Source organism: Leptolyngbya sp. 7M, from assembly GCF_018128485.1.
On sequence record NZ_CP070897.1, the window covers coordinates 6,672,037 to 6,696,912 of the forward strand.

The following is a 24,876-nucleotide window of genomic DNA, read 5'->3' on the forward strand; positions in this document are numbered from 1 at the left end:
TCAAGTCCAGCTTTGGTGCGGTTCTGGAGCTGGCAACGTTTCCAGAAACTGCATCACCTGATTGACATGCTCCGACGGGTTCTGGATTGGGAAAATCTGCAAAACGCGCAGTGTTGGGTCTAGTACCAAGGTAATCGGCTGGTAGCTGATCGTTTCACCCTGAAGCTGACACACTCCATACTGCCTGCTGACTTCCGCCTCAAAATCCCACATCAATTTGAAATAACTCGGATGCTCTACAAGTTCTGCTAAAGCGGCATCGTCTGAATCAACACTGATGCCAAAGAAGGGAATTTTGAGAGTTAGAAACTGGGTTTGCCGCTGGCAAAAGTCTCTTAAGGGAACCGCTGCCTTATAATATTTAGAACTGCCGAAGAAAAACAAAACAACATAGTATCCACCAACCGTATCGAAGTGAAAGGTGGGATTGGATGTGGAAGGAAGCATGAACCAGGGAACTGGATCGCCAACCGTTAGAGACATCATAAGGGCTTAGCTTCAGATCATTGCATCGAGCGCTCCTGACCAGGTACTTTTCAGAATGCGGCTCTGAACGTTGCAGGTAGGTAATGTAGCAATAGTGATTCCACAAATTCAGACCAAAGCTCAGGCCAGAATGGGGTAGAGGAGTAAACCGGGAGGTACGGCTCTCCTCTCCCCGATGGGCTAGCGCTACATTTAGTAGAGACGCCACTAGGACGACGTCAATCCTGAATATACAGTGAGTGCATTTCAGGATTGAGAAACACCCTATCCAGCAAAAGTGATCAGAAAGTGACAGGCCCAACGACCGATCGGCTATCCAATCGCAGCCGCATTAGAGCCGGACATTGCTACTGCCCTCAATTCAGAAGCTCTTAGCTTCGCAGACTACAAGCCCAACCGGGGCTAACTGGTCAGCTTGCTTGAACAGAAACAGCTTTAGTCCGAGGAATGCAGCTCTTGCACCTGGGCCTCTGATAAACTCAGCAGCGCCACAACCTGCTCAGCCGGCATTCCCGTTGCTAATAGATTGCGAGCTGCTTGCAGGAGTTGAGCCTGGGCTTGTTCTTCTGCCCGTTGAGCCTGTTCTTTAGCCAGTCGTTCTTGTTCTTTAGCCAGTCGTTCTTGTTCTTTGGCCAGTTCTGTTCTGGATGTGGGGTACAACAACCCAGACGCTTATGCTGATTTAGTTCAGGAAGAGATCGAGCGATCGCAGCAGGAGCATGATCATCACCATAATCATCATCACCATCATGATGATCATACGCATCACTCTCATGAACATCATCATCACCACTCCGATCACCTGGATAGTGACGGGTTTGTATCGATCGCCTTTGAGAGCGATCGCCCCTTCGACGTGAAAAAGTTTGAGACCTTCCTGCAAGAACAGTTGCCCCAGGAGGTGTTTCGAGGCAAAGGAATTTTGTGGTTCAAAGAAAGTGACCTTCGCAATATTTTTCAACTCAGCGGTCCTCGCTTTGACCTGAAAGGGGAAGCGTGGCGGACTTCTCCTAAAAATCAGCTTGTCTTTATCGGGCGCAATCTGAATGCCGATCATCTGCGGCAGCGGTTAACGGATTGCCTTGCCTGATCGCAATTTTTCAGCCGTTCAGTTGTCGGCTGGAAGCGGGGCAATATGCCCCTTTATTTCTACGACTGATGCCCACCTAACCTCAATTCACTCATGACCCTATCTTTTTCACCGGATGATATCCGCAAGCAATCTGTTATCACAGAATCAAAAGCGCCCGTCTCTGAAGCGGAAATGCAGCAAGCCGTTCGCACACTCCTGTTAGGGATGGGTGAAGATCCCGATCGCGAAGGGTTGCGCGATACTCCCAAACGAGTCGTCAAAGCGCTCAAGTTTCTCACCTCTGGTTATCAGCAATCCCTGGATGAATTGCTCAACGGAGCTGTGTTTCACGAAGATGCCAACGAAATGGTGTTGGTGCGCGACATCGATCTGTTTAGCTCCTGCGAACATCACATTCTACCCATTCTGGGCCGTGCCCATGTTGCCTATATTCCCAATGGCAAAGTGATTGGGTTATCCAAAATTGCTCGAATTTGTGAGATGTATGCCCGTCGCTTGCAGGTGCAGGAACGCCTTACCCAACAGATTGCGGATGCCCTACAGGGCTTACTCAAACCTCAAGGCGTAGCAGTGGTGGTGGAAGCCACCCATATGTGTATGGTGATGCGCGGAGTACAAAAGCCTGGTTCCTGGACAGTAACCAGTTCAATGCAGGGCGTGTTTCCTTGGCGAGCAGTTCGCGGGCCAGATCGAGGTCCGGCCCGCGGTAGCTCACGGGCGCCTCGCCGTTCTCGGGGTGCCCGTCGAGGCCCGGCGGGATCGGCCCGTCGTAGACCGTGTTGAGCCCGTTGTAGAACTTGCGGTTCATCTCGTCGAGATCGATCGCCAGGCTCATCGCCTGACGCAGCGCCCTGCGCTCGGGCGTGTACCCGCCCACCACCGGGTCCTCCATGTTGAACCCGCGGAAGATAAAGTCCAGCAGCGGCACCTCGTGCGACACGAACCCACGATCGGCCCACTCCTGCCGGAGCCGACGCGTCCGCAGCACGAACGCCTCTTCGTAAAACTCGGCGGGCACCTGCACGAACCCGAGCTTCCCGGCCTTGAAATCCAGCCACATCGCATTGTCGGGCACGTAGAAACTGATCTCGATCCGATCCAGCAGCGGCAAGCGCTTGCCCGCGTCGCGATCGAAGCCAAGCTGCCGGTCCCGCGCCGCCAGGTCCGGATCAGCCGGGAGCTCCGACGGATAGAGCTCCTCGCGATAGTTCGGATTCCGAGTGAACACCAGCCGCTCGCCCTGACGCCAGTCGCCGGGCCTCACCATGAACGGGCCGGTCCCCACGGGACGCCGCGAGAACTCCGATCCATAACGTTCCACCGCCTCACGCGGCACCACCGCGGTCTGGAACTGCGTCAGCACATAGAGAAACCGATACACCGGCTTGTTGAGCACCACCTCGAACTCATGGGAGTTGATCAGCCGAAGGCCCTCGACGGGGGCCGCGTAATCGAACGCCTTGCCCTGCCGAACCAGTTCCGCCTGCTCATCCTTGTACGCATCGAAGCCCTTGATCGTCCCCGCAAAGAGCCACCAGTTCTCATACTCGTACCGCGGGTCGGCCAGACGCCGCCACGAGTAGAACACGTCCTCCGCCGTCATCTCCCGGCCCTTGCCCTCAGGGAAGCACGCGTCGTCCTGGAAGCGCACCCCGCGCTTCAGCGTGAATCGCCACGTCTGCGTCCCGTCGGGATTGATCGTGTCCGTCGGCATCTGGGCGAGCAGGAGCGGCTCGAGCTCCAGCGGCCTGACCAGATACTTCCACTGCAGCAGCGTCAGGGGGGGGACTTAGGCAAGATGAAGCCAGTAACCCTTACTCCAGAGACGCCCTCGGTGCAAAGCCGGGGGTTTTTTTATATACAGCGCCCCTGTTTGATCAGCTGCCTACATCAAGCCAAGCCCATCACGTCTCGATAGCGGGGTTCTACAGCCTGCATGGTCTGCGAATGGCGCGAAGTTTGCCATTGACTGCGCTCAAACAGTTCCTGCTTCAACTGAACCACATCGATTGTGGTCACCTCCCCATTGGCAACAACCTGCTGCCCATCCACCCAGACGCTATCTACTGCTTGGGCCGGTCGCCCCAAAATCAACAGCCCAATCGGATCGGTGCGGGGCAACAGCGACAGGCTGGTCAAGTCATAAAGCACCAGATCGGCCTTTTTCCCTACCGTTAAGGTTCCTAATTCATCAGCCCGGTTGAGGCCGATGGCTCCGCCCAGCGAGGCCATTTCCACCGCTTGGCGAGGCGTGATCCAGTGGCGGTAGTCAAAATCGGTGATGTTGTGCAGAATTGAGCCAATTTTGATTGCTTCCAGCAGATCCTGTGAGTCGTTACTAGCCGAACCATCACAGCCAAAGGCCACATTCACCCCTGCCTGCCGGTACTTCAGAAGTGGGGCAATCCCGCTGCCCAGCCGCAAGTTGCTGAGGGGATTGTGCACCACCGTCGATTGGGTTTCGGCCAGAATTGCGATATCGGCATCCTCTAGCCAAACGCAATGAGCCAAGGAGGTACGAGGACCGAGGAAGCCAAGCCGCTTTAGATGCTCGACTCCAGAGCAGCCGTATTTTTCCTGGGCCACTAATTGCTGTGCTTTGGTTTCCAGCAGATGGGCGTGGCGGCAGAGGTTATAGCGGTCGCTCAGCTCAATGCAGCCAGTAAACAGGGCATCGGAGCACAACTGAATGCCGGTCGGAGCCACCAGGATGTTGATTCGCTCATCGGGGCGGTGAAACTGCTCGACGCTGGCCTCTACCAGGTCAAGCGTGGCCTGGGTGCTGCGAAAATAGTCCTCGTGGTTCGTCTCGTCTCGGTCTGGCAGTCCGGCAGTAAAGGCTTCATCCTGAATCAGGGGTGCGACAAAGGCTCGAATTCCGACCTCCTGGTACCCATCCTCGACCGGATTGCCGCTGGTTGGACCAATGTAGGCACCAAATGGGGTGTGTTTCCAGCCTCTGTGCTGATTGGAATTGGCTTCCTCTACGCCCGTCGCTGGCGCTTCCTCACCTATTGGTTGATCGCTCTACTAGGCTGTGTTTTGATTAACCGGGTCGCAAAGCTGTGGCTGCATCGAGTTCGCCCTAGTTTGTGGGACTATCCACCAGTGCCAGAATTTTCGTTTCCGAGCGGCCATGCAATGGCGAGTATGGGGTTTGTAGCAGCGCTGATTGTTTTAACCTGGAACACAAGCTGGCGAATCTGGGTTTGGCTGCTGGGCGGTGGCTTTGTGGTCTCGATTGCCTGGACACGGCTGTATTTGGGTGTGCATTATCCCAGTGATATCGTAGCTGGCTGGCTGTTGTCGATTGCGTGGGCCGTTGGTGTGTGTTTGATTGTCAAACCCCTATCGTCAACTGCAATTTCAAGATCAGCTTTAGCACTGAGCGATAGAGGTGGAAGGAATCAGGAGGCAGGAGGCGGAGGTGAGTAAGAGTATGTAGAAGGCTATATCTTAAGGAATGAACAAGTCGCTGGAAGTAGTAGGTGCGTTATTAAAAGTCAAATAGATATATGATTAATTGGATATTTTATATGTAATAGAAAATGAGCATCAAGTGTTGTGATAATACGAAAATTATCTATGCTCTGAGATGAAAGAGCTGGGTTTCAGGCATCTGAATCTAGAGTAGAATAGATTATCTGTAGCCTATCTATAGGCTATCTTATAGATACACTGCATAAGCAGCTACGCCCCATAAGCCAGAAATAAGCCAGAAATAAGCCAGAACCGTTAAGAACACGATGCTTCCTCCTGCGCGCCCCTGGATTCCCCAAACCGATCCACCTCGATCACCGAGGGAAACCTTGCCCAGCATGTACGATTTGCCTAGCGAAGACCCAGAGGAACCCGGCTTGCCAGACGAATTTCATGACCTTCAGCCCCAATTGCTGAGCCGCACCCTCTACCTCAGCCAATACAGTCGCAATCAGTGCTTCACCGCCTCAGACCTCAACCTCTACTACGACCTCAACCATCCCCTCTGGCACAAGCGCCCGGACTATTCGTGGGCCTGGAGATGTGTGACGGATCGCGTAAATTGTTCGACCTTATTGGATTGGTCGGGCGGTGAAGTGGTTCCAGGAAATAGCCTCTCCGTATAGACCGTACCCGAAACCGACACAGGTGGTCAGGTAGAGTATACCAAGGCGCTTGAGAGAAGTATCCTGAAGGAACTCGGCAAATTGCCTCCGTACCTTCGGAAGAAGGAGGCCCCATCTATGCGCAAGCACTGGTGGGGGGCACAGGCCAGGGGGTAGCGACTGTTTAGCAAAAACACAGCACTCTGCTAAGTCGGCTTCAAGACGACGTATAGGGTGTGACGCCTGCCCGGTGCTCGAAGGTTAAGAGGAGGAGTGCAAGCTCCGAATTGAAGCCCGAGTAAACGGCGGCCGTAACTATAACGGTCCTAAGGTAGCGAAATTCCTTGTCGGGTAAGTTCCGACCTGCACGAATGGCGTAACGACTTCCCCACTGTCTCCAGGATATGCTCAGCGAAATTGAATTCTCCGTGAAGATGCGGAGTACCCGCGGTTAGACGGAAAGACCCCGTGCACCTTTACTGCAGCTTCAGAGTGGTATTAGGAAAGAGTTGTGTAGCATAGGTGGGAGGCTTTGAAGCGACGGCGCCAGCTGTCGTGGAGCCATAGGTGAAATACCACCCTGCTGTTTTCTGATATCTAACCTCGCACCGTTAGCCGGTGTAGGGACCCTCTGTGGCGGGTAGTTTGACTGGGGCGGTCGCCTCCTAAAGAGTAACGGAGGCGCGCGATGGTAGGCTCAGGCCGGTTGGAAACCGGCTGTTAGAGTGCAATGGCATAAGCCTGCCTGACTGCGAGACCGACAGGTCGAGCAGAGACGAAAGTCGGTCATAGTGATCCGGTGGTCCCTCGTGGAAGGGCCATCGCTCAACGGATAAAAGGTACGCCGGGGATAACAGGCTGATGATTCCCAAGAGCTCATATCGACGGAATCGTTTGGCACCTCGATGTCGGCTCATCACATCCTGGGGCTGGAGCAGGTCCCAAGGGTTTGGCTGTTCGCCAATTAAAGTGGTACGTGAGCTGGGTTCAGAACGTCGCGAGACAGTTTGGTCCCTATCTGCCGTGGGCGTCCTCGAAGCGCATCCAGTGCTCCTTGCCGTCGCGCCAGATAGTCAGTTCCAGCCACTCGCTGAGCGCATTGACCACCGAGACGCCGACGCCGTGGAGCCCGCCCGAGACCTTGTAGGCGTTGTCGTCGCTGGTGTTCTCGAATTTCCCGCCGGCGTGGAGCTGGGTCATGATGACCTCGGCCGCCGAAACGCCTTCCTCGGCGTGCATATCGACCGGAATACCGCGCCCGTTATCCTCGACCGAAACCGAGCCATCGGGGTTCAGCTCGATCAGGACCAGGTCGCAGTGGCCCGCCAGCGCCTCGTCGATGGCGTTGTCGCTGACCTCGAATACCATGTGGTGGAGGCCCGATCCGTCGTCGGTATCGCCGATGTACATGCCGGGGCGCTTGCGCACCGCGTCGAGGCCCTTGAGGACCTTGATCGAATCGGCGCCATATTCGCCGGAAATGGGGGTTTTCGCGCCCTGTGCACCAAGGTCGTCGGGAGTGTTCTCGTCCATACCGATTATATAGGCGCGCGCGGGGGCAAAGCCAAAGATTTCGGCCCCGTTTTCCCCATTGCCGAACGGCGGGAAAGTTTCACCTGCAACCACTTGACGCAAGGCCGCGTACCGGCGCATCGCATCGCCCATGCTTTCCGTCCTCGACATCTTCCGGATCGGGATCGGCCCGTCGTCCTCGCACACGGTCGGGCCGATGCGGATCGGGGCGATGTTCGTGCGCGCGCTGGCGAAGCGGGGCGTGCTGGAGCGGGTGGCGCGGGTCGCGGTGGAGTTGCAAGGCTCGCTCGCGCTGACTGGCGTCGGGCACGGCACGGTCGATGCGAGCGTGCTGGGCCTGGCGGGTTACGACCCGGAAACGACCGATCCTGACGACGCTGGTAAGGCGCTGTCCGATATAGACGCCGACAAGACGCTTCGGCTCGGCGGGCAGCACGAGATTCCCTTCGACATCGCACGCGACATCGACCTGGCCGGGCATGTCATCCCGGCGCTGCACCCCAACGGCATGAAGCTGACGGCCAGCGATGTCTCCGGCGCGCCGCTGCTGGTCCGCACCTACTACTCCACTGGCGGCGGATTCGTGGCGAGCGAGGCGCAGTTGAAGCGCCAAAATCATGAACATTCGCCAAAATTCATTGATCACGAAAGCAATCGGCTTTATTAGTGCCAGTGCAGTTGCGGCATTGGTTAGTCTGCCTGCTCTAGCTCAATCTACCATTCGCTATGATGTCCGACCCGGTGCTGAGGCTGACTCTCCTTCATCTCCGGCCCCCAGTGCTGGTACTGCCACCACCGATCCGGCCTACGGCAATCCTAGCGTGGATCAAAGCAACAGGCCGATACAGCGCGGTTCTGATATGAATTCCCCTGAATCTTCTGAGAGAGGACCTAGCACCGTTGGTGAGGGTGTTCCCGGTCCGAGTGAAACTCCTTCTGGCAGCCCCAGCGTCCCAGGCACTTCCACCTATGACGACCCCAACGAAGCCACTGAAACCGATGCCTCTGAATCTAGCAATCCGGTCCGTCGCGAAGCCTTGAACGAATCGAATCGGACAGATGGCTCCACCCAAGGACCAAGCGTCGTTCCGGGTGAAACCTACCCTGGCCCCAGCGAAACTCCTTCCGGCAGCCCCAGCGTTCCGGGTAATTCCAATGTTGATGATCCAGGCAATCGGCGTCTTTCCCCTACTCCTGAGCGGGACGCGCTGAATGACACCAGCGATACGAATGAAATGGATCAGAGCGATGACATGAATCAAACCGGACCAAGCGTTGTACCTGGCGAAACCTATCCCGGTCCCAGCGAAACACCCTCTGGTAGCCCTAACGTTCCAGGCAATTCTGAGGTTGACGACCCAGGCAGAAACCGATAGGCTAATGACCGTGAAAAATCTAGTGATCTAGTCTGATGTCTGAGAGGGGGGATGAATGCGATCCTACCCTCTCACATTTTCAGCTTTTAACGTCGTTCGTGTCAGTTGCTCGGTGCTGCTCAATCAGTTGTTTACAGGCTTCAACCGGCACTCGCTGAGTCATTGCTGTAACCAGCGCATCATAGGCAACTCGATTCGATTCCAGTAGGGTTTTGGCTTGTAAGATTGCCCATCGCTCTTTTAAAGCGCCTTCACTATCGGAGCGTTTGAGCTGGGACCATAGCAACCGCAGTTTCAGCCGATCATCCCCCCCGCCTTCGGCATGACCATAGATGAGCTGCTCAGCGAACTAGCGGCTCTGCCCCAAGTCACGCCGGTCATCGATGCCACTGTAGCCGATATTTCCGGCAATACTGTGATCATCAACAAAGGCTCCCAAGATGGCTTCCGCACGGGCATGAGGCTGTCTATCGAGCGGGTAGACCGCGAAGTCACCGATCCAGAAACCGGCGAAGTGCTGCGCCGTGTCACCACGCCGATTGGCCAGATTGAACTGACGGAAGTGGATGCCCGGTCTGGTGTGGGACGAATTATCAGCGGCACTGGATTCCAAGTCGGCGATAAGGCCAGAGCAGTGCAATAAATCTCGCAGCTGCGATTCGGTCACGAAAACAAGCGGAACCTGTATTTGGTATCTCTGCTGGGTCGATCAAACCGAATGTAGACGACTAGATTCTCGGCATAGGGATTCTCGAATCCAACCGTCCGCAGTCTATCGCTGCCTTTAAACACCCGACTGCCAGCAAACTGGGGTTTGATGCCCAGTGCCGGTACCGCACCAAATAACGAGTAGCGGATCGTGCCTCGATCGACTTTGAATGAATAACCACCGCTGGGTAGCGTCACTCCACTCGGTACAGTGAGAGCGTAGATGTCTACCCGGTCTTTTTTGCCCAGCGTATCGTTAATTTTTAGATCCAGTTTGCCACCCCTATAGATGCCTAAACTGCGGGCTGTGGCAAACCGATTATCTGACTGATTTTTATCTGACCGATTGGTGCTGCTGCGCAGCTGTCCTAGTTGCGAAGCGGACCCGCCTTCCGAGCGGTTGTGCGAATTGAAGTGGGAATTTTGCCAAGCTAGACTACGATTGGCCGCTTGCTTGAACGATTGGCTAAAAGAGGTATCGGTTGAATAATTAGAAAACAGCATTTTGAATCTCGCAATCAATAGAAGTGATTATTACAGATTTATTGCAAATTGTCGTTAGCTGACATGCCCAACAAAAAGGCGCAGCATAGATCTGCACCAATTTCTAGCATTTGAGATTGAATTAAATTGAATTAACTGGTTACAAAACTAATCTGATCAAATCTTGGCTAATTGATCGCTCATTTCAGCGGAATATTGGTCTGCTCCTAAACCCACAATCAAATGTAGTTTGCCGCCCGGTATGCGTCATGGAATCTTTGACCATCTATGGACTGGTAATCGCGCTGGTGCTTCTGTTTGCTAACCCCTTCGCCTAAGCAAGTCCAGCTCGCTATCAGCAGTCGGCTCGATGGTTAAATCGGCTCGTTCGTCTAGTCATTTCGTTTAGCCATCTAGAGACTGGCTGATAGCAACTGCTCGGCATGTCTGATTTGTGACGCACAGCGCTTACTGTCCTACGGCCAGGCCGTAACCCTACAGCAACCTGCATAACGTTCCTTCTGCGGAGACCGAACATGTTTGATTTTGACGCCACCTTACCCTTGATGGCGATTCAGTTTCTCATCCTAATGGTGCTGCTGAACCGGCTATTCTTCAAGCCGTTGATGAAAACGTTGGATGAGCGCGATAGCTACATTCGCTCGAATCAAGTCGATGCCCAAGAGCGGCTGGCAAAAGCCCAGCGTTTGATCCAGCAATACGAAGAAGAACTCGCAGCCTCGCGCCGGGAAGCCCAGGCATTGGTTGCTAGCGCCGAGGAAGAAGCGCAGAAAATTGCGGCCCAACGGTTAGCAGAAGCCCAGCAGGAAGCCCAGGCTCGACGGGAGCAAGCCCAGCAAGAGCTAGATCAGCAGAAAGCAGAAGCGATGCAGGCGCTGGAACAGCAGGTGGATGCGCTCAGTCGGCAAATTCTCGACAAGGTTTTGGGAGCATCTGTGGGCTAAGCGGTTCAGGGATTGAGTTCAACGAACTGCATTTAACCAACTGCTTTTGCCCTGCCAGAACCACCATCAACGAGCTGACGGGTTTGCTCAACAACTATCTACAGTAGACGATACCTATGGGGACGCTGATATTACTAACCGCCGAAGCTGCCCATGAAGGGGGTTTTGGATTAAACTTCAATATTTTAGAAACCAACATCATCAACCTAGCGATTGTGATTGGCGTGTTGGTTTACTTTGGACGCAATATTTTAGGCAAAATTCTGGCGGACCGTCGCTCGCAGATCGAGCAGGCGATTCAGGAAGCCGAAGGTCGGGTGAAAGAAGCCGCGGCAGCCTTGGCTGAACAGCAACGGAAGTTGGCCCAGGCTCAAACCGAAGCCCAGCGCATCAAGGCCAATGCGGAAGCGAGCCAGACAGCCATTGGTTCCACTCGTTGAGACGGTCGAGATCGGAATGCAGCGCTGCATCATAGGCTCGCACCAGCACGGCGGCTTCAACCCGAATCGCCCCATAGCGTAATTCCTGTATCAGCCACTGTTCGAGTTGAGCGGCGGTTTGCATCGCTTGGGACTGCACCAGCGTTTCGATGCCTTCTGAGTAGGTATAGGCTCCTACCGGCAAGGCCGGACTGACGAGCTGAAGCAGGGAAAGTAAAGAAGCCGTATTCATTTCATCCCAGTAGGCGGTTAACGGAAATGGTGATATCTGGAAACGCGAGTGGACAAATCTGAGCCGGAGTCCAAACCTGTTGCGAGAGATAGCCTGCCGGAGTTGGAGTACGAAATACGATGAGTTGCATCGCTCGCAAATTGATTACCCAATATTCCAGGATGCCAGCTGCTGCATAAATTTTGGCTTTGGTCTCCAAATCCTTGCTCAAACTAGAGTCGGAGTATTCAATCAGCCAAAAAATATTCTCTGGATAGGGATGATGGTCTAGATAGTCTGCTCCCAAGCGTTGGACGATGGCGATACCGGGCTGTGGTTCCGATTGATTTTGCCAGAGGGTAATGGGTTTACCTTGCCGAACTTTCGCCCGCTCGCCCAGCAGGTAGATCAAGTACTCTGCCGCTTCGTCACTATAGTAGGCATGAGGTTCGCCTTCCGGTGCCATCTCGACAATGTTTCCTGCTAACAATTCGACCCGCCGGTCCTGCAACAGTCCGACAGCGATCATCTGGTGGTAGTCAGCGATCGTCCACTTGGCCATTGTGAATGCCATAGCGCGTCCTCCAATCAAACTCAACTCGGCTAGGAATGGGTATGGTGATGCTGAGAACCTTGCCCATAAGCGCCACTTTCCGGCTCAAAGGGCAGAATTGCGGGCGCGACCTGGAGTCCCATTTGTTCTAGCATCGATTGCAGCACCGGATCGGGTGAGAGCCGCAGATAGGTTTCGGTCACCTCCAGCGGCACATGGCGATTTCCTAAATGATAGGCGGCTCTAAGCAAATCAAGCGGCGTTTTGGCGGTTACCACCAGCACGAGTTCCGGTTTGGCAATTACCCGCACCAAACAGCGCCCCGTTCGCGTAGAACTGCCTGGAGGGCTTGAGCTTGCTCTTCGGTAATCCGACGCAGGGGTGAACCACCGCCAATCAGCTTATAATTCTCCTGCGATTTCTTGGCACGACTGGTAGAAATTAGCCAAGCCAGCGGCTTTTGCAGCCAGGCAAAGGGCAGCCGAATGATCTCTGGGTCAGAAAATAAATTGAAGAGAAAAGGGCGAACATCTTCAAGCTGGTCTGGTCCACCCAGGTTGAGTAATAAGACGCCAACACGACCCATAGTAATTCCAGTTCCTTGCCCTTAATATTTGTTACCGATTTTAACAATAAACTCCGCCTGTTTCAGCGTTTGTCTCAGATTTCACTTTACTGAAATTCACACTAAAATGCATGCCTTCTTCTGAAGCTTTTGCTGCGTGTGCTTCTTCGCTCAAAAATTAGAAAGGCGCAATTCTTTTACTCTGCCTTAATATCAATTCTTGAATCCATTCTTAGGATGAACTGATTGCAAAAGCAATTTTTATGATCGTCTCCTGGGCTACCAGGTTTCTCTTTCCCGCCAACCGGCTTTCGAGCGTCTGAATAAAAAGCGATCCGTCTAAGCGAATCGACATGCCTAAATCCCCTGGCCAACCTACTTCCAGCTCAACTACCGCAACCAGCATTGACGACCAGATTGCCAAGGTGAATCACCGCTTAAAGGTTGCCCAACTTGGCCTCCAGGTCGAACGACGCGGGCAAAAGCTAAATCTGCGGGGTACGCTACCGCCTCGACCGGGGAGTGATCGGCTACGGCCCCATCAGCAGCGCATCAGCCTCAACTTACCAGCCACTGCCGCTGGCCTGAAGCAAGCCGAACAGGAAGCCAAAGTGATTGCGGCCCAGTTGATTCAGAACTGCTTTGACTGGCAGCAGTATTTACCTGTTGCCGGAGGCCGTCTGCATCAGATGGATTTGGCCGAAAAACTCGTGGCCTTTCAGCAAAGTTTCCTGCAAGATGGTTCCGGCTTTGCCCAAGCAGCATCACGCCAAACGACTTGGGATGCGGCCTACGCCCCTTATCTGCGCAAACTAGAAGAGATTGCCCAAGCTCGTCCCCACCTCAGTCTGCCAGAAGCGATCTATTGGCGGTGGGCTTCCTTTGCTCCTTTCGACCTGTCGGCAAACACGATGACATTCATCCGAAGTCGGCAGATCTCTTCGTTGTCCGCTTCTACCTGTTCGAGAAGGTTCTCAAGATCGCCCTTGATGACAACGGCATCTTTCTTGAGGTTCCGAAATCCAAGCCATGTGTTGCGGCTGCCTTCGATCCGGTCAATACGTTTTTGAAGATCCTTTTTGGCGGCATGCTTCTCCGTGGTCATCAGATCGACCACGATCTCATGCGGAAAACAAATATTGCGTGTGGCGGTGAGATACCGCATCACATCTGCGGTTACGAAACCGTTCGGGAGACTCTTGAGGCTCACCAGGCTTGTGGGCGTTCCGTTATGCCGTACAAACAACTCGCTGCCGCTTTCGATACGCGTGCTGGCAATGTATCTCCTTATATCAACTCGTCCTCGATCAGGAAGTATTGGCACTGAAGAAGACTCTCTGCGGTGGCTCGTAAATATGCTCGCAAACAGCTCGTCCGCCTGCATCTCGCGCAGGGTCAGCTGTTTCGGGAAGTTTACTTCGAACGACTGGAACACCCGCGACGCTTTTACCCGGCACTCTTTTTCGGTTTTGAGTTCTCGTGATATCAGACCCTCGTCGCAGGAATTCCTAGCCTTCACTATGGGATCTCGCAAAAACCGGAGAAGGCCGTTTGCGCGAACCGAGCGAATAATTGAAGGAAACGCGCCGCTCAATAAACTGTTGTCTGCCTTGTCTCTTACAGGCACGCGTATCCACACCGTCGCGGTCTGCCGCATTACTTGTCCGGAGCGGATCGCTTCCTCGTAAAGAGATAGATTTGTGGCCTGGAGCACGCAGGCTATGGGGTCGCTTCGTTCACTGTTTCTTGTGCGGAGGTGATCCTTTAGCACCCTGCCGTCATCGACCGCATTTTGAAAACGAAACTGGATGACTGTGTTTGGCGGTTTCTCGAACTTGAGGATCGTTTTCAGATCCTCGATCCGCTGTTCGGTGATACGGCCGTCGTCATACAAAGTATTTGCCGGTTCGAAGCTGTATGCCTTCCCGAAGCTTCCGTCCCGATAACGGATGATGTTGTCTTCGAGTCCCAGGATCTCTCTGCTCCCCCCTCTCCCACTCGCTCCGGATCACGAATCTCAATCGGCTCACTCAAAATATCACTCACCCGCTCTAGGGCCGTTAATCCAGCCTGAATCGCCGTAAAGCGTTCGGCAAACTGACGCAGCGGATCAAACAAACGCTGAGCAAACAGAATAAATGAAGTCAGCAGACCAAATTCCAGCGCTTCGCCCTGCACTAGCAGGCTCCCGAGCCACAGCACTCCGGCAATCGCCGCCAAGGCAATCCACTCCAGTGTGGCTGAAACCGCCGAGTCAAAGAAAATAGTTCGATCGACTTCTTTGATATAGCGCAAGTTGATTTGCCGGAACAGCTCCGAGTTGAACCGCTCCCGCCGAAATAGCTGCACCACATTAATGCCGACAATATTTTCTTGCAAAGTCGAGTTCAGCGTAGACAGTTCTTCACGCGAGCGATAGTTAGCCGCTCGGTACTGTTGCTGAAAATAGATAATCAACCCCGTCACCGGCAGCAGCAGCACCAGCAACAATAGCGCCAACTGCCATTGCAAGCTAAACATCACGACAATAATCACCAGCATCGTCAGCAGATCGCCAATTACCCCAATCGCGCCCGTAGAAAAGACATCGCCCAATGCATCGACATCACTAGTCAGGCGAGTGATCAAGCGACCGACCGGCGTGCGATCAAAGAAGCGCGTTGCCAAAGATGTGACATGGTAAAACAAATCATTGCGAATATCGGCGGTAATTCGCTGACCTACTTTCTGAATTAAATAACCTTGAACACCACTCAACGCCAACTGCACTACTAGCGTTAACACCAGTAACCAAATTAAAAGCTGTGCGCCCTCCACCAGCGAGCGACCCTGCAAGAACCCCATCACTGGCTCTTGTTTCGCCAACGCTACCGCCTGTCCAATAATGATCGGCTGCATTGCTCCGGCTAGCGCTAAAGGGATCAGCAGCAGCAGAGCTATCAACAGCAAGCGAATATGGCGCTTTGCATAGGGCAAAAGAATTCGGAACAGCCGCAAATCGGTTGAGCGGGACGATTGAGACACCGGACGCGGCGGAGATACACTGGTCATACCGATGAAGAACTAAACGAGCAGATGGGCAGAGCCTGATGATCTGCGGATCAACCATGCGAATCTGCTCCAACAGATAGGGACGGCAAGCATCCATCTCATCCTGCGTAGGAGTACGGTTACCAGGAGGGCGACACTTTACAATGTTGCAGATAAAAACGTCCGCCTCGGTCAGCTTTACCGACTCTAAAATCTTGTCGAGCAATTGTCCGGCTTTGCCGACAAAGGGTAATCCAGTTTCATCCTCGTTCTGGCCTGGTCCTTCTCCCACAATCAAAATCGGTGCTTGAGGGTTGCCTCGCCCCACTACGGCATAAGTGCGGGTGGCCCCTAGGTCGCAGCGGTGGCAGCGGTTGCAATGCAGCGACATTTCTTCCATTGATCCATAGGTTCCAGGGAGAACAGGCACTTTGGCGCTGGTGGGAATTAACTCTGGATCGAAATTTGGATCAAGGGCTGCGGCAGGTTTTGGATTGACCGCAATCGCGCTGAACAGCTCCATTTGGTCGTCTTCTGTAGCCATGAGTCGTTCTGGGCAAGCAGTTACAGTGTGCAGTTAATGTACAGTTACAGGTTAAGAGTAAGGCAATAAACAGCTACCACAATCTAGATCTTCGCGATCCAGCGCGGCATCGCCATTAAGGCATGTATATTAGACTATTTCAACAAAATTTGTGCCAACTACTTCAAGACAGAACCAAACAGAACCGAACCTTAAGAATAACCCGAATATCACTCAATCTCTTTATAGCTATAAATAGAAAAGGCGAGGTTCGGTGTTGTCTCGGATGTTCCGCCCATGTGGGTGATTTATGATGCTTGCAACAAAAAACCGACAGTTTCCAAAAAGGACCCTGTCGGCAAGTCGTGTGTTCCCTGTTGATGACTCGGCTAGAGTTGAGTCTTCTTAAGTATGCTAGGTCACTAGGTTGAAGATGGCGATTTAAATCACGGTCTTCTTGTGATCCTGATCACTCTACATAGGGTTTATTCCTGGTACTGGCACTTGAGTTAAGGGTAAGGTAGGAAAGTTTTTACAGAATTTGTGCTCAACTTCAACCCAATGATTAAGATGGAGAGTTAATTCAGTTACTGGTTTTTTCCATCTTTCCCATCGCTTCGGCTCCTACATGACTGACCCTTCTGTCCGCGGGTTACAAGGTCAAACCGTTTCAGACGACGGTTCCGAGCTTTGGCGTTTGGGGATATGCCTTGGCAAAACTCGAACCTTTTGACACGCCGTCAAATTTATCTGACGGCATCGAGTTCCGATATCTCAATAGAAATACGCTCGCGGCGATGTTCGATTTTCCGTCCGATATGACCCCGCCATCCGACGACATCGAGATAAACCGCCTGGACAACCAAGCCCTCGTCCGCTACTACGAAAGCGAATGGCGGAGGTTTGAGTAAGGTTCGGTACAACTCAAAACGAACAACTGAAAGCTGATAATCATGAACAACATTCTCTTAGACAAATCATTCAACTTTGCCTTACGGGTTGTGAAACTCAGCGAATATTCGAATAAAGAAAAACAAAAATATGTACTAGCAAGAAAGATCCTGGATGCCGGGACGAATATTGGTTTGTTTGTAGAGGAATCACAACAAGGCGAGGACCGGAAAGATTTTATACAAAAACTTTCTCTCGCAAACAAAGAAGCTTTCAAGACTCACTTTGTGTTGCGATTGTTAGAAAAATCGGGATATCTCACCGAGTCGCATGCGGCGTCGATGATCGATGATTGCATTGAGCTCAAAAAATTGTTCGTTCATCCCTAAAGACCTTAAGACGAAACGAGTGATTATCATCTATTAGTTGTCTGTTATCAGTTGTTCCCAATGAATCTGACTCGTCGAGAGCTATTAGCAACTTTCCTCGGCACGCCGATCGCGTTGGCGGCGTGTCGGGATCAACGCGCACAGAAGTTTCCTGAGGGAGAGATCGTCGGAGCCAATTGGGAATTGGGGCATATTTTGCGAGAGGGGCGAGGTTTTGAGGTCGCGGCGGATAAATGGCAGAACTTGAATATCGCGATCATTGGCGGCGGCGTTGCGGGTTTGTCAGCGGCGTGGAAACTAAAACGCGGTGGTCAGAATGATCTGGCGATATTCGAGCTTGAAAAAGAAACAGGCGGGACATCACGATCTGGCGAGGCACAACCTGTCGGGCATCCGTGGGGAGCACATTATCTGCCGGTACCGTTTCGCGAGAATTCGGATCTGATCGAATTGATCGATGAGATGTCGCTGGCCGTAGAAGTTGAATGTTTATTAGGGTGGATAGAGACATCAATTCGTAATTGTAAGAGTTGATCTCCGGAATATGCTAGCGATATTCTACGTGAGCTGCCTTTGAAGACTTTATAGATGAAAAATCAGAGTTTGGAATGTAAGGCAAGCTTATGTGGTTTGACGCTAATTTCTGATGCTTCAACCATTTAAAGTGATTTGCTGGATAGTCCCATCAGTGCATCTATTCACGCAGAGAGATCGGACGCTGGATAAAACCAGAGCTAAATAATGAGTGCCAAGTGAAAGTTATGCTGCAACTTATGCGTTGGGGTCGGTTCAGAACCTGGGAAATTGTGACGCTAACGTCAATTAGCGTAGCAACAATGATGCTATTACTGCTATTTGCTCATGGTTTAACGGAAACTGGTGTTTTGCTAACCATTCGAGCCACGGGCCGCGTTTCTTTTCCGCTGTTTCTCATGCTGAGTTTAAGCGGCAGTTTGTATAAGCTGATTCCGTCCCGCAAAGCTTACTGGCTGTTGGCCAATCGAAAATACCTGGGTTTGGCGTTTGCCATTGTTTATCTCTACCATGCTCTTGGCTTTACAACCTTGATCATCATGACGCAAGAGCCACATATTGAGGGGTTGGAGCTAATTCTATCGATTATTTGCTACGGTTTCTTGGTGGCGATGACCGTGACCTCTTTCCGAATTATCCGTCGCCGGATTTCACCTTGGCTTTGGAACAGCCTCCACGGCACTGGCATGCTGTTTTTCTGGTACTTCTTCCTGCAGGAATTTATGCATCGAGCTGAAGAAAACCTGTTGGTTTATTTGCCGTTGGCTTTGATGACAGCTGCGATTTTGCCCATCAAGCTAATTGCCGCGACTAAACCTGAAAAAACAATGGTTCAGGAGGTAAACCCATGAGGCTGAGGCTAGCATTTTTAGGCTCACTGATCTTTTTCGGTCTGTGGGGCTATTGGGGACATGACCTATCGAGTTTAAATTCACCCGCTGAGGCATCGGCTGACGCTCCGGCGGATCTGCCAGACGCCACCTCCGAATCTAACGCTAATCCAAAGGCTGACCTGTCCGACAATGTGATTGAAATGGCGTTTTCCCTAGCTCAGGGTTTTGCCAGCAATCTCGGTGTTAATCGCCTTTTCGGCATCTTCAGCCGACATGGTTGAGGAATACATCAAACTCATGCCCATCGCCTCGAAGGCAGACGACATGGTGTTAGCCGTGTACATGCCGCCGCAGGAACCCGCTCCCGGACAGGCATTACGCTCAACTGCCAGCAGCCGTACTTCGTCGATCCGCCCGGCGCTGTATTGCCCCACGGCCTCAAACGAACTGACGACCGTCAAGTCCTCGCCTTCGAGATGACCGGGTTTGATCGTGCCGCCGTAGACAAAAATTGCCGGAATATTCATGCGCGCCATGGCAATCATGGCTCCGGGCATGTTTTTGTCGCAGCCGCCGATTGCCAGCACTCCATCCATGCTCTGGGCATTACAGGCCGTTTCAATCGAGTCGGCAATCACATCGCGAGACACCAAAGAATACTTCATGCCTTCGGTGCCCATCGAGATGCCGTCACTCACCGTGATTGTGCCAAATACCTGAGGCATTCCGCCTGCGGCCCGAATTCCGGCTTCGGCCTTTGCCGCTAAGGGAGCAATGCCCATGTTGCAAGGAGTAATCGTACTGTGGGCACTGGCAACCCCAACAATTGGCTTAGAAAAGTCCTCATCCTTAAAACCAACCGCTCGCAGCATGGCCCGATTTGGCGATCGCTGCACCCCCTGGGTGATCGTCCGGCTCCTTAGATTCTCTGGCATTGCGCTTCCTCTCTGTGATCTCTAACTAAACTGAACCGATTGCTGTGATGTCTGCCGACCCAAAGTTTAATTAGAGATTTGGGCCAGTTGGCAAAACGCACTCCGCTGCCTCCGAACCGATGGCAATACATCATGAAGCGATTCCAGTCGGCTCCAACTGGCAACAGAGATCGGATGCAGTTAACAAGACTAACTATTTTACAGGAGAGCCGTTGCCGTGGGATATCTAGCGTTGCTGTCGCTCTCGCCACCAATTCTCGCCACCAGGTAACCGGGCTAGATTCTCGTTAATCATGCCCGACAGAGTTTTGGCTGGGTAGTCGTAAGTCAATTTCAGCAGTTGCTCCGCTATTCCCATCACTTGCTCAGGTTCTAACCTTTCCAGCAATTGCTTTTGGTGTAGATCAATCGATTCCTGAAGCAACTCCAGCCTTTGGTTAATCAATGAAACCAGGTGCTGATACTGCTCCGGTTGAATACCAGTATGATGAATTTCTGCTTGAACCACTTGCAATCGCTGCTGGATTTTGGCTACTGCCAGTTGATACCGCTGTAGCTCCTGTTGATTTTTGAGAAAAACATAGCCCCTTCGCCCTGACTCGGCGATCAATAGCTCTGCGTAAAGCGTAGCAAGTTGATTGAGCACCTCATACGTCTGCTGTACATGATTTGTATTTTCAGTGATGGCAATCGTATTGCGATAGGAGGCCAAGCTTACACCCGTCATCAGGAGTAGCGCCAGACTAAATCCCCCAACGATCCATTTTCTTTCCAGCGATCCCTTCATCTAAAGCGAGTCCACCTAGCTACACCTTCACCCTCACCCATCTACCCATCCACTGCGCTAGTAACATGGTAGAGTCAAATGGCATAGCTCTCTTTCTACGACTCAAGCCAAATTCAGGTAATGCGAATTTTAGTGGTTGAAGACGATATCCAGTTAGCAGAGGTGATCAGCGAAGCCTTGAGCCGCCGGCATTATGCAGTAGATGTTGCTAAGGATGGCAATGCAGCCTGGAAATGGGTGGAATTAGTCAAATATAGTCTGATTGTGCTGGATTTGACGCTGCCCAAGCTGGATGGTATTCGCCTTTGCCAACAGCTCCGCCAAGTATCACCCAATCAACCCGCTCATCAAAATAAAACCAGCCCTGTGCTGATGCTGACGGCCCGCGATACTGTCACCGACAAGATTACCGGACTAGATGCGGGAGCCGATGACTATGTGACCAAGCCCTTTGATCTAGAAGAGCTAATGGCTCGGGTGCGAGCAGCGCTGCGACGCGGTAGTTCAACTACAACAGCAGATTTATGCTGGGGCGCGCTTCACCTCAACCCGGAAACCCATGAAGCTCGATATGACAATCAGCCGCTCCTGTTGACTCCGAAGGAATACGCGCTGCTAGAATTGCTGGTTACTAACGGTAGACGAGTCCTGAGTCGATCGGGAATTATCGAGCGAGTCTGGTCCCACGATGATGCTCCGGTAGAGGAAACGGTGATTCATCGACGATCACCGCGACGCCCATGGGGTCGAGCCGATCTGCAAGCAGCTGCCGATCGCCCCGTCGACGTATCACCTGCATGCCGCGCGGCGTGCCGATGCGGCGCTGTTGCCGGCGCGGGCCAGGCGGGACGCGGAGCTGAGCACGGCGATCCGCCGCGTGCATGAGGCGAGCTTCGGGCTCTACGGCGTGCGCAAGGTGTGGCGCCAACTACGACGCGAGGGCATCTCGGCGGCGCGCTGCACGGTCGAGCGGCTGATGCGGGCGATCGGCTTGGCCGGCGTGGTGCGCGGCAAGCCGGCGAAGACCACGGTGCAGGATCGGGCCACGCCGTGCCCGGCCGACCTGGTCAACCGGCAGTTCCAGCCAGCGCGGCCGAATGGGCTGTGGGTGTCGGACTTCACCTACGTCGCCACCTGGCAGGGCTTCGTCTATGTGGCCTTCGTCATCGACGCCTTCGCGCGCAGGATCGTCGGCTGGCGGGTCAGTCGAACGGCACATGCAGGCTTCGTGCTCGATGCTCTTGAGCAAGCCCTACACGCGCGCAGGCCCCTCGAGGGCGGGCTGGTTCATCACAGCGACCGCGGCGTTCAATACGTCTCCATCCGCTACACCGAGCGCCTGGCCGATGCCGGCATCGCGCCTTCCGTGGGCAGCGTCGGCGACAGTTACGACAACGCCCTGGCGGAGACGATCATCGGCCTGTTCAAGGCCGAAGTGATCTGGCGCGGCGGACCTTGGCGCGGCATCGAGCCCGTCGAATTCGCCACGCTCGAATGGGTCGACTGGTTCAACCACCGCCGCCTCCTGGAGCCGATCGGCTATGTGCCGCCGGCCGAAGCCGAGGCACAATACCATGCCGCCAAGGGAACCCTTCCCCTGGCGGCTTGACCCAAACCAAACAGCCTCCGGCAAACCCGGCGCGGTTCACTACGGATCGCCTCCGGGCGTTTCCCGTCCCGCAGAAACGCATCAACCATCTCGGCGACGACGTTGTATGTGCCGGCCGCTTGGGCGTCCCACTCGGGCGCGGAAGGCAGGTCGTAAAGGGGGCGCGTTTCGGCGGTGCCTGCGATGTGCTTGCGCCAGTTCATGATCGCCGTCGCTGAGTGATGCTGGAGCGGCGCAACAACAATTCCCTGCCCCCCAACCGCTTGCTGGAGTGCTCGTAGCCCAGGCGCATCAATTCCATCGTCATTCGTCAAGATGAACGTCATCTAGAGATCGTCCAATTATCAAACAAGCTGAGCATTGCGTTTGCCGCTACGCTGACGGAACTAAATGCCAGCCCATCATCATTATGAATGAAATGGAACTGAAACTACTGGCGGCAGATCACTCGCCGCATTGAGCGCATGTTGGTCGGCAGGTCGAGCCGAATGCCTTCTTGAATAATCTGGGTAGGAATTGGAAGGGAAGGAGTTGCTTGGACAGAGTAAGTCAGAAGTGTCCCGGCTTGATGATCATGCAGTTTGAGGAGCGCCGAAAAATCGTGAAAGCTACCTTTTTCTAACTGGAATTGAATTTGATGCCAGCGGGGCTGGATCGTTTCAAAGGCTTTGAGATAAATTTCTACCTGAGCTGTGAAGCAAAGAAACGTTTTGCCCGCAACCTGGTAAAGCCGCTTGTAGCTACGAGAGCCATCATGGCTGGAGATAATTTGGCTGTGGGTTAAACTGGGAAAATATTGCACCCAGCGTGGATAATTAATCAACTGCTGCCAGACTTGCGACCGCTCTAGTGGCAAATGCATTTGCGCTGTAACAGCTCCGCCCCAAGCTGAGTGAGATCGGGTTTGTAACAGAATTTCTCCTCGCAACAAAGCCGTCTGGTGAGCTGTATCCCATCCAAGATCGATCGCAGGTTCAACAAGCGCTAATGTCATACGTTACTCGCTATATCGTCTAAAAAATTGCGATTCGCGGCTATCAAGCTCTAAATCTTTCTAAATCCGCCTCGCCATTGTCTTCAACTAGGGTGCCTCAACTCACTCAACTGCCTGCCTTCAACTGGGAAATTAAATTTAGCTTACTAGCATCTAGAAATGTAACTTCACTGCCCTTAGTTGTAGTTCCTAATGGCTGAAGATACAAGCTAACTGTTTGGGGTTGATGTGAAGATCTAAAAAATTTCTTTGCTGGCGAACTTTCCATCCCACGAGCTGCAAGTCCATGTAAAAATAGGTCTGCTAAAAGCTAGGTTTGCCGTTTGCTGTCAAGGGCGTGCCCAGCCCGGTGAAGCGCCCGCAGGACTGCGACATGGTGATCTTCCGCGAGAACACGGAGGACATCTACGCCGGCATCGAGTACGCCGCGGGCTCGCCCGAGGCCGCGAAGGTCCTCGACTTCCTCTCTCGCGAGTTCCCCAAGGACTTTGCCAAGATCCGTTTCGGGACGGCAAACCAGGCCGGCCAGTGGCAGGCGATGCTCGAGTCCATCGGCGCGCCCAAGCGCGACACGTCGGTGCAGTGCGCCATCGGCATCAAGCCCGTGTCCTACCTCGGCACCGAGCGGCTGGTGCACTCGGCGATCGCCTACGCGATCAAGGAGAAGCGCCGGTCCGTCACCCTCGTGCACAAGGGTAACATCATGAAGTTCACCGAGGGTGGCTTCAAGGACTGGGGCTACAAGATCGCGACCCAGTTCTTCCGCGCCCAGGTCGTCACCGAGCGCGAGAGCTGGATCCTGGGCAACCTCGAGGCCAACCCCGCCCTCACGCCAGAGGCCAACGCCCGCATGATCGACCCCGGCTTCGACATGATGACGCCGGACCAGAAGGCCAGGATCGTCAAGGAGGTCGATGGCGTCCTGGCGACCATCGGCGGCACGCACGGCTCGGGCCAGTGGAAGCAGAAGCTCCTCATCAAGGACTCCATCGCCGACATCACCCTCCAGCAAGTGCTCACCCGGCCGCGCGACTTCGATGTGATCGCCACCCTCAACCTCAACGGCGACTACCTCTCCGACGCCCTCGCCGCGCAGGTCGGCGGCATCGGCATCGCCCCGGGCGCCAACATCAACTCCGTCACGGGCCACGCCATCTTCGAGGCGACCCACGGCACGGCCCCCAAATACGCCAACCTCGACCGGGTGAACCCCGGCTCGGTCATCCTCTCGGGCGAGATGATGCTCCGCTACATGGGCTGGGCCGAGGCCGCCGACCTCATCATCAAGGGCATGGACGCCGCGATCTCCGCCAAGACCGTGACGTACGACTTCGAGCGCCTCATGAAGGCCGAGGGCGACACGCAGGTCAGGAAGGTCAAGTGCTCGGAGTTCGCGGGCGAGGTCATCCGGCACATGGGCTGATCGCCGCCCGCCGTACGGTTAACGCCGTAGCGCCCGGATTCATTGCTACCGACATGACGGCTGATATCAAAGCTGCCGAGGAGATTTTGAAGCTGATTCCTCTAGGGCGCTATGGCCAACCTGAGGAGGTGGCCGGTTTGATTCGGTTCCTAGCTGCCGACGCCGCAGCTGCCTACATCACAGGGCAAGTGATCAACATTGATGGTGGCATGGTAATGGCTTAGCCATTTGGCTGCAAGGACCAACCATAGAAAACTCCCACGACTGAATCGACCAATCGGACGAGGTTGATTCAGTTTGTTTTGCCTACTCTTGAGATAGAGCTGAGATAGAGCAGCCTCGTGAGCCAAAGAGATTCAAGATTCAAGATTAAAAATGTTGCTGTTTGCCGTCCCTATCTAGAAATCTCTATTTTTTTGTTCGGTTTGTT

At 53.6% G+C, this 24,876-nt stretch carries 30 protein-coding genes, 7 pseudogenes and 3 other annotated features; of the genes and pseudogenes, 18 read left to right on the forward strand and 19 right to left on the reverse strand.

The annotated features are described in order from the left end of the window. Together JVX88_RS35915 and JVX88_RS35920 are read right to left on the reverse strand one after the other, a co-directional pair. The gene (locus JVX88_RS35915; RefSeq protein ID WP_211623830.1) at positions 1-486 is read right to left on the reverse strand and encodes a peroxiredoxin family protein; all 486 of its coding nucleotides are present in this window, start codon (positions 484-486) and stop codon (positions 1-3) included. Positions 487-921: 435 nt separating this feature from the next. Then, positions 922-1,149, reverse strand: a complete 228-nt coding sequence (locus JVX88_RS35920; protein ID WP_211629124.1) for a hypothetical protein — start codon at positions 1,147-1,149, stop codon at positions 922-924. Positions 1,150-1,342: 193 nt separating this feature from the next. Here JVX88_RS35920 and JVX88_RS43730 point away from each other — a divergent pair, with 193 nt between their 5' ends. Together JVX88_RS43730 and folE are read left to right on the forward strand one after the other, a co-directional pair. Next, positions 1,343-1,576: a GTP-binding protein gene (locus JVX88_RS43730; protein ID WP_317134688.1), complete on the forward strand. Its 234-nt coding sequence runs from the start codon at positions 1,343-1,345 to the stop codon at positions 1,574-1,576. A gap of 93 nt (positions 1,577-1,669) precedes the next feature. Next, positions 1,670-2,362, forward strand: a complete 693-nt coding sequence (gene folE / locus JVX88_RS35930; protein ID WP_225931298.1) for a GTP cyclohydrolase I FolE — start codon at positions 1,670-1,672, stop codon at positions 2,360-2,362. Here folE and JVX88_RS35935 read toward each other — a convergent pair. Both JVX88_RS35935 and JVX88_RS35940 read right to left on the reverse strand, forming a co-directional pair. Next, positions 2,301-3,293 (reverse strand): annotated as a pseudogene (locus JVX88_RS35935) (ABC transporter substrate-binding protein); the annotation flags it as partial. The gene folE and the pseudogene JVX88_RS35935 sit on opposite strands and share 62 nt — an antisense overlap. Positions 3,294-3,469: 176 nt before the next feature. Next, positions 3,470-4,285 (reverse strand): amidohydrolase family protein, encoded by an 816-nt coding sequence (locus tag JVX88_RS35940; RefSeq protein ID WP_317134582.1) that lies wholly within the window; start codon positions 4,283-4,285, stop codon positions 3,470-3,472. On the opposite strand from JVX88_RS35940, the gene JVX88_RS43735 reads away from it, so the two are divergent. Both JVX88_RS43735 and JVX88_RS35945 read left to right on the forward strand, forming a co-directional pair. Beyond that, a complete protein-coding gene (locus JVX88_RS43735) occupies positions 4,199-5,014 on the forward strand; it encodes a phosphatase PAP2 family protein (protein ID WP_317134583.1) in 816 nt (271 codons plus the stop codon). The two genes, JVX88_RS35940 and JVX88_RS43735, sit on opposite strands and share 87 nt — an antisense overlap. Positions 5,015-5,325: 311 nt before the next feature. Further along, a complete protein-coding gene (locus tag JVX88_RS35945) occupies positions 5,326-5,685 on the forward strand; it encodes a hypothetical protein (RefSeq protein WP_410503748.1) in 360 nt (119 codons plus the stop codon). Positions 5,686-5,733: 48 nt separating this feature from the next. Further along, positions 5,734-6,075, forward strand: a sequence feature (23S ribosomal RNA rRNA prediction is too short). 13 nt (positions 6,076-6,088) lie between these two features. Next, positions 6,089-6,692, forward strand: a sequence feature (23S ribosomal RNA rRNA prediction is too short). On the opposite strand, the gene JVX88_RS35950 is transcribed toward JVX88_RS35945, so the two are convergent. Further along, positions 6,679-7,329 carry an ATP-binding protein gene (locus JVX88_RS35950; RefSeq protein WP_317134584.1) on the reverse strand — a complete coding sequence of 217 codons (651 nt, stop codon included), beginning with the start codon at positions 7,327-7,329 and terminating at the stop codon, positions 6,679-6,681. Its footprint overlaps the feature before it by 14 nt. Here JVX88_RS35950 and JVX88_RS35955 point away from each other — a divergent pair. Both JVX88_RS35955 and JVX88_RS35960 read left to right on the forward strand, forming a co-directional pair. Next, positions 7,328-7,864: a serine dehydratase beta chain gene (locus tag JVX88_RS35955; RefSeq protein WP_211623836.1), complete on the forward strand. Its 537-nt coding sequence runs from the start codon at positions 7,328-7,330 to the stop codon at positions 7,862-7,864. The genes JVX88_RS35950 and JVX88_RS35955 overlap by 2 nt on opposite strands. Further along, positions 7,815-8,573, forward strand: a complete 759-nt coding sequence (locus tag JVX88_RS35960; RefSeq protein WP_211623838.1) for a hypothetical protein — start codon at positions 7,815-7,817, stop codon at positions 8,571-8,573. The genes JVX88_RS35955 and JVX88_RS35960 overlap by 50 nt, the downstream gene beginning before the upstream one ends. A gap of 79 nt (positions 8,574-8,652) precedes the next feature. Here JVX88_RS35960 and JVX88_RS35965 read toward each other — a convergent pair whose 3' ends face one another. Next, positions 8,653-8,859, reverse strand: coding sequence for a hypothetical protein (locus JVX88_RS35965; protein WP_211623840.1), 207 nt, complete (start codon positions 8,857-8,859; stop codon positions 8,653-8,655). A gap of 36 nt (positions 8,860-8,895) precedes the next feature. Here JVX88_RS35965 and JVX88_RS35970 point away from each other — a divergent pair, with 36 nt between their 5' ends. Then, positions 8,896-9,216 carry a hypothetical protein gene (locus JVX88_RS35970; protein ID WP_211623843.1) on the forward strand — a complete coding sequence of 107 codons (321 nt, stop codon included), beginning with the start codon at positions 8,896-8,898 and terminating at the stop codon, positions 9,214-9,216. Positions 9,217-9,236: 20 nt separating this feature from the next. On the opposite strand, the gene JVX88_RS35975 is transcribed toward JVX88_RS35970, so the two are convergent. Further along, positions 9,237-9,785 carry a hypothetical protein gene (locus JVX88_RS35975; RefSeq protein WP_211623845.1) on the reverse strand — a complete coding sequence of 183 codons (549 nt, stop codon included), beginning with the start codon at positions 9,783-9,785 and terminating at the stop codon, positions 9,237-9,239. 248 nt (positions 9,786-10,033) lie between these two features. On the opposite strand from JVX88_RS35975, the pseudogene JVX88_RS35980 reads away from it, so the two are divergent. From JVX88_RS35980 to JVX88_RS35990, 3 genes and pseudogenes are all read left to right on the forward strand, one after another. After that, a pseudogene (locus JVX88_RS35980) lies at positions 10,034-10,102 on the forward strand (ATP F0F1 synthase subunit C); the annotation flags it as partial. Positions 10,103-10,300: 198 nt separating this feature from the next. Then, a complete protein-coding gene (locus JVX88_RS35985) occupies positions 10,301-10,729 on the forward strand; it encodes a F0F1 ATP synthase subunit B' (protein WP_211623847.1) in 429 nt (142 codons plus the stop codon). Between the two features lie 116 nt (positions 10,730-10,845). After that, positions 10,846-11,169 carry a hypothetical protein gene (locus tag JVX88_RS35990; RefSeq protein WP_211623849.1) on the forward strand — a complete coding sequence of 108 codons (324 nt, stop codon included), beginning with the start codon at positions 10,846-10,848 and terminating at the stop codon, positions 11,167-11,169. Here JVX88_RS35990 and JVX88_RS41575 read toward each other — a convergent pair. From JVX88_RS41575 to JVX88_RS40185, 8 genes and pseudogenes are all read right to left on the reverse strand, one after another. Beyond that, entirely contained in the window at positions 11,120-11,401 is a 282-nt protein-coding gene (locus tag JVX88_RS41575) for an urease accessory protein UreF (RefSeq protein ID WP_211623851.1), read from the reverse strand. The two genes, JVX88_RS35990 and JVX88_RS41575, sit on opposite strands and share 50 nt — an antisense overlap. A gap of 1 nt (position 11,402) precedes the next feature. Next, positions 11,403-11,954 (reverse strand): Uma2 family endonuclease, encoded by a 552-nt coding sequence (locus tag JVX88_RS36000; protein ID WP_211623853.1) that lies wholly within the window; start codon positions 11,952-11,954, stop codon positions 11,403-11,405. 29 nt (positions 11,955-11,983) lie between these two features. Beyond that, the gene (locus tag JVX88_RS36005; protein WP_263975423.1) at positions 11,984-12,244 is read right to left on the reverse strand and encodes a hypothetical protein; all 261 of its coding nucleotides are present in this window, start codon (positions 12,242-12,244) and stop codon (positions 11,984-11,986) included. Between the two features lie 8 nt (positions 12,245-12,252). Continuing rightward, positions 12,253-12,519: pseudogene (locus tag JVX88_RS36010) on the reverse strand (ferrochelatase); the annotation flags it as partial. 211 nt (positions 12,520-12,730) lie between these two features. After that, complete coding sequence (locus tag JVX88_RS36015; protein ID WP_211623857.1) at positions 12,731-12,904, reverse strand: hypothetical protein; 174 nt, start codon at positions 12,902-12,904, stop codon at positions 12,731-12,733. 456 nt (positions 12,905-13,360) lie between these two features. Next, positions 13,361-14,392 carry a hypothetical protein gene (locus tag JVX88_RS36020; RefSeq protein ID WP_211623859.1) on the reverse strand — a complete coding sequence of 344 codons (1,032 nt, stop codon included), beginning with the start codon at positions 14,390-14,392 and terminating at the stop codon, positions 13,361-13,363. Continuing rightward, positions 14,347-15,549, reverse strand: coding sequence for an ABC transporter ATP-binding protein (locus JVX88_RS36025; RefSeq protein ID WP_317134585.1), 1,203 nt, complete (start codon positions 15,547-15,549; stop codon positions 14,347-14,349). Before JVX88_RS36025 ends, JVX88_RS36020 begins: the two co-directional genes overlap by 46 nt. 43 nt (positions 15,550-15,592) lie before the next feature. After that, positions 15,593-16,072 (reverse strand): annotated as a pseudogene (locus JVX88_RS40185) (uracil-DNA glycosylase); the annotation flags it as partial. A 689-nt stretch (positions 16,073-16,761) separates the two neighbouring features. Here JVX88_RS40185 and JVX88_RS36035 point away from each other — a divergent pair. The 4 genes from JVX88_RS36035 (at position 16,762) to JVX88_RS36050 (ending at position 18,716) form a co-directional block, all read left to right on the forward strand. Then, positions 16,762-16,962, forward strand: coding sequence for a hypothetical protein (locus JVX88_RS36035; protein ID WP_211623864.1), 201 nt, complete (start codon positions 16,762-16,764; stop codon positions 16,960-16,962). Between the two features lie 42 nt (positions 16,963-17,004). Beyond that, positions 17,005-17,331 carry a four helix bundle protein gene (locus JVX88_RS36040; RefSeq protein ID WP_211623865.1) on the forward strand — a complete coding sequence of 109 codons (327 nt, stop codon included), beginning with the start codon at positions 17,005-17,007 and terminating at the stop codon, positions 17,329-17,331. Positions 17,332-17,391: 60 nt separating this feature from the next. Further along, positions 17,392-17,865, forward strand: a complete 474-nt coding sequence (locus JVX88_RS36045) for an NAD(P)-binding protein (protein WP_211623867.1) — start codon at positions 17,392-17,394, stop codon at positions 17,863-17,865. A 227-nt stretch (positions 17,866-18,092) separates the two neighbouring features. After that, entirely contained in the window at positions 18,093-18,716 is a 624-nt protein-coding gene (locus tag JVX88_RS36050; RefSeq protein WP_211623869.1) for a hypothetical protein, read from the forward strand. A gap of 194 nt (positions 18,717-18,910) precedes the next feature. Here the strand turns inward: JVX88_RS36050 and JVX88_RS36055 are convergent, their stop codons facing one another. Together JVX88_RS36055 and JVX88_RS36060 are read right to left on the reverse strand one after the other, a co-directional pair. Next, positions 18,911-19,633: a dihydroxy-acid dehydratase gene (locus tag JVX88_RS36055; protein ID WP_317134586.1), complete on the reverse strand. Its 723-nt coding sequence runs from the start codon at positions 19,631-19,633 to the stop codon at positions 18,911-18,913. A gap of 226 nt (positions 19,634-19,859) precedes the next feature. Next, positions 19,860-20,420 carry a CHASE3 domain-containing protein gene (locus JVX88_RS36060; RefSeq protein WP_211623871.1) on the reverse strand — a complete coding sequence of 187 codons (561 nt, stop codon included), beginning with the start codon at positions 20,418-20,420 and terminating at the stop codon, positions 19,860-19,862. A gap of 120 nt (positions 20,421-20,540) precedes the next feature. On the opposite strand from JVX88_RS36060, the pseudogene JVX88_RS36065 reads away from it, so the two are divergent. Both JVX88_RS36065 and JVX88_RS36070 read left to right on the forward strand, forming a co-directional pair. Then, a pseudogene (locus JVX88_RS36065) lies at positions 20,541-21,122 on the forward strand (response regulator transcription factor); the annotation flags it as partial. Between the two features lie 9 nt (positions 21,123-21,131). Further along, positions 21,132-21,201 (forward strand) — a sequence feature (AL1L pseudoknot). Next, a pseudogene (locus JVX88_RS36070) lies at positions 21,136-22,029 on the forward strand (IS3 family transposase); the annotation flags it as partial. Its footprint overlaps the feature before it by 66 nt. On the opposite strand, the gene JVX88_RS41580 reads toward JVX88_RS36070, so the two are convergent. Next, positions 21,960-22,355 (reverse strand): 5'/3'-nucleotidase SurE, encoded by a 396-nt coding sequence (locus tag JVX88_RS41580; protein WP_211623873.1) that lies wholly within the window; start codon positions 22,353-22,355, stop codon positions 21,960-21,962. The pseudogene JVX88_RS36070 and the gene JVX88_RS41580 overlap by 70 nt on opposite strands. 104 nt (positions 22,356-22,459) lie before the next feature. Further along, complete coding sequence (locus tag JVX88_RS36080) at positions 22,460-23,023, reverse strand: SRPBCC family protein (RefSeq protein WP_211623880.1); 564 nt, start codon at positions 23,021-23,023, stop codon at positions 22,460-22,462. Positions 23,024-23,417: 394 nt separating this feature from the next. Here JVX88_RS36080 and JVX88_RS36085 point away from each other — a divergent pair. Both JVX88_RS36085 and JVX88_RS36090 read left to right on the forward strand, forming a co-directional pair. Beyond that, positions 23,418-24,446, forward strand: a pseudogene (locus JVX88_RS36085) (isocitrate/isopropylmalate family dehydrogenase); the annotation flags it as partial. After that, positions 24,404-24,670 (forward strand): SDR family oxidoreductase, encoded by a 267-nt coding sequence (locus tag JVX88_RS36090; RefSeq protein WP_317134587.1) that lies wholly within the window; start codon positions 24,404-24,406, stop codon positions 24,668-24,670. The pseudogene JVX88_RS36085 and the gene JVX88_RS36090, both read left to right, overlap by 43 nt. Positions 24,671-24,876 lie beyond the last annotated feature (206 nt).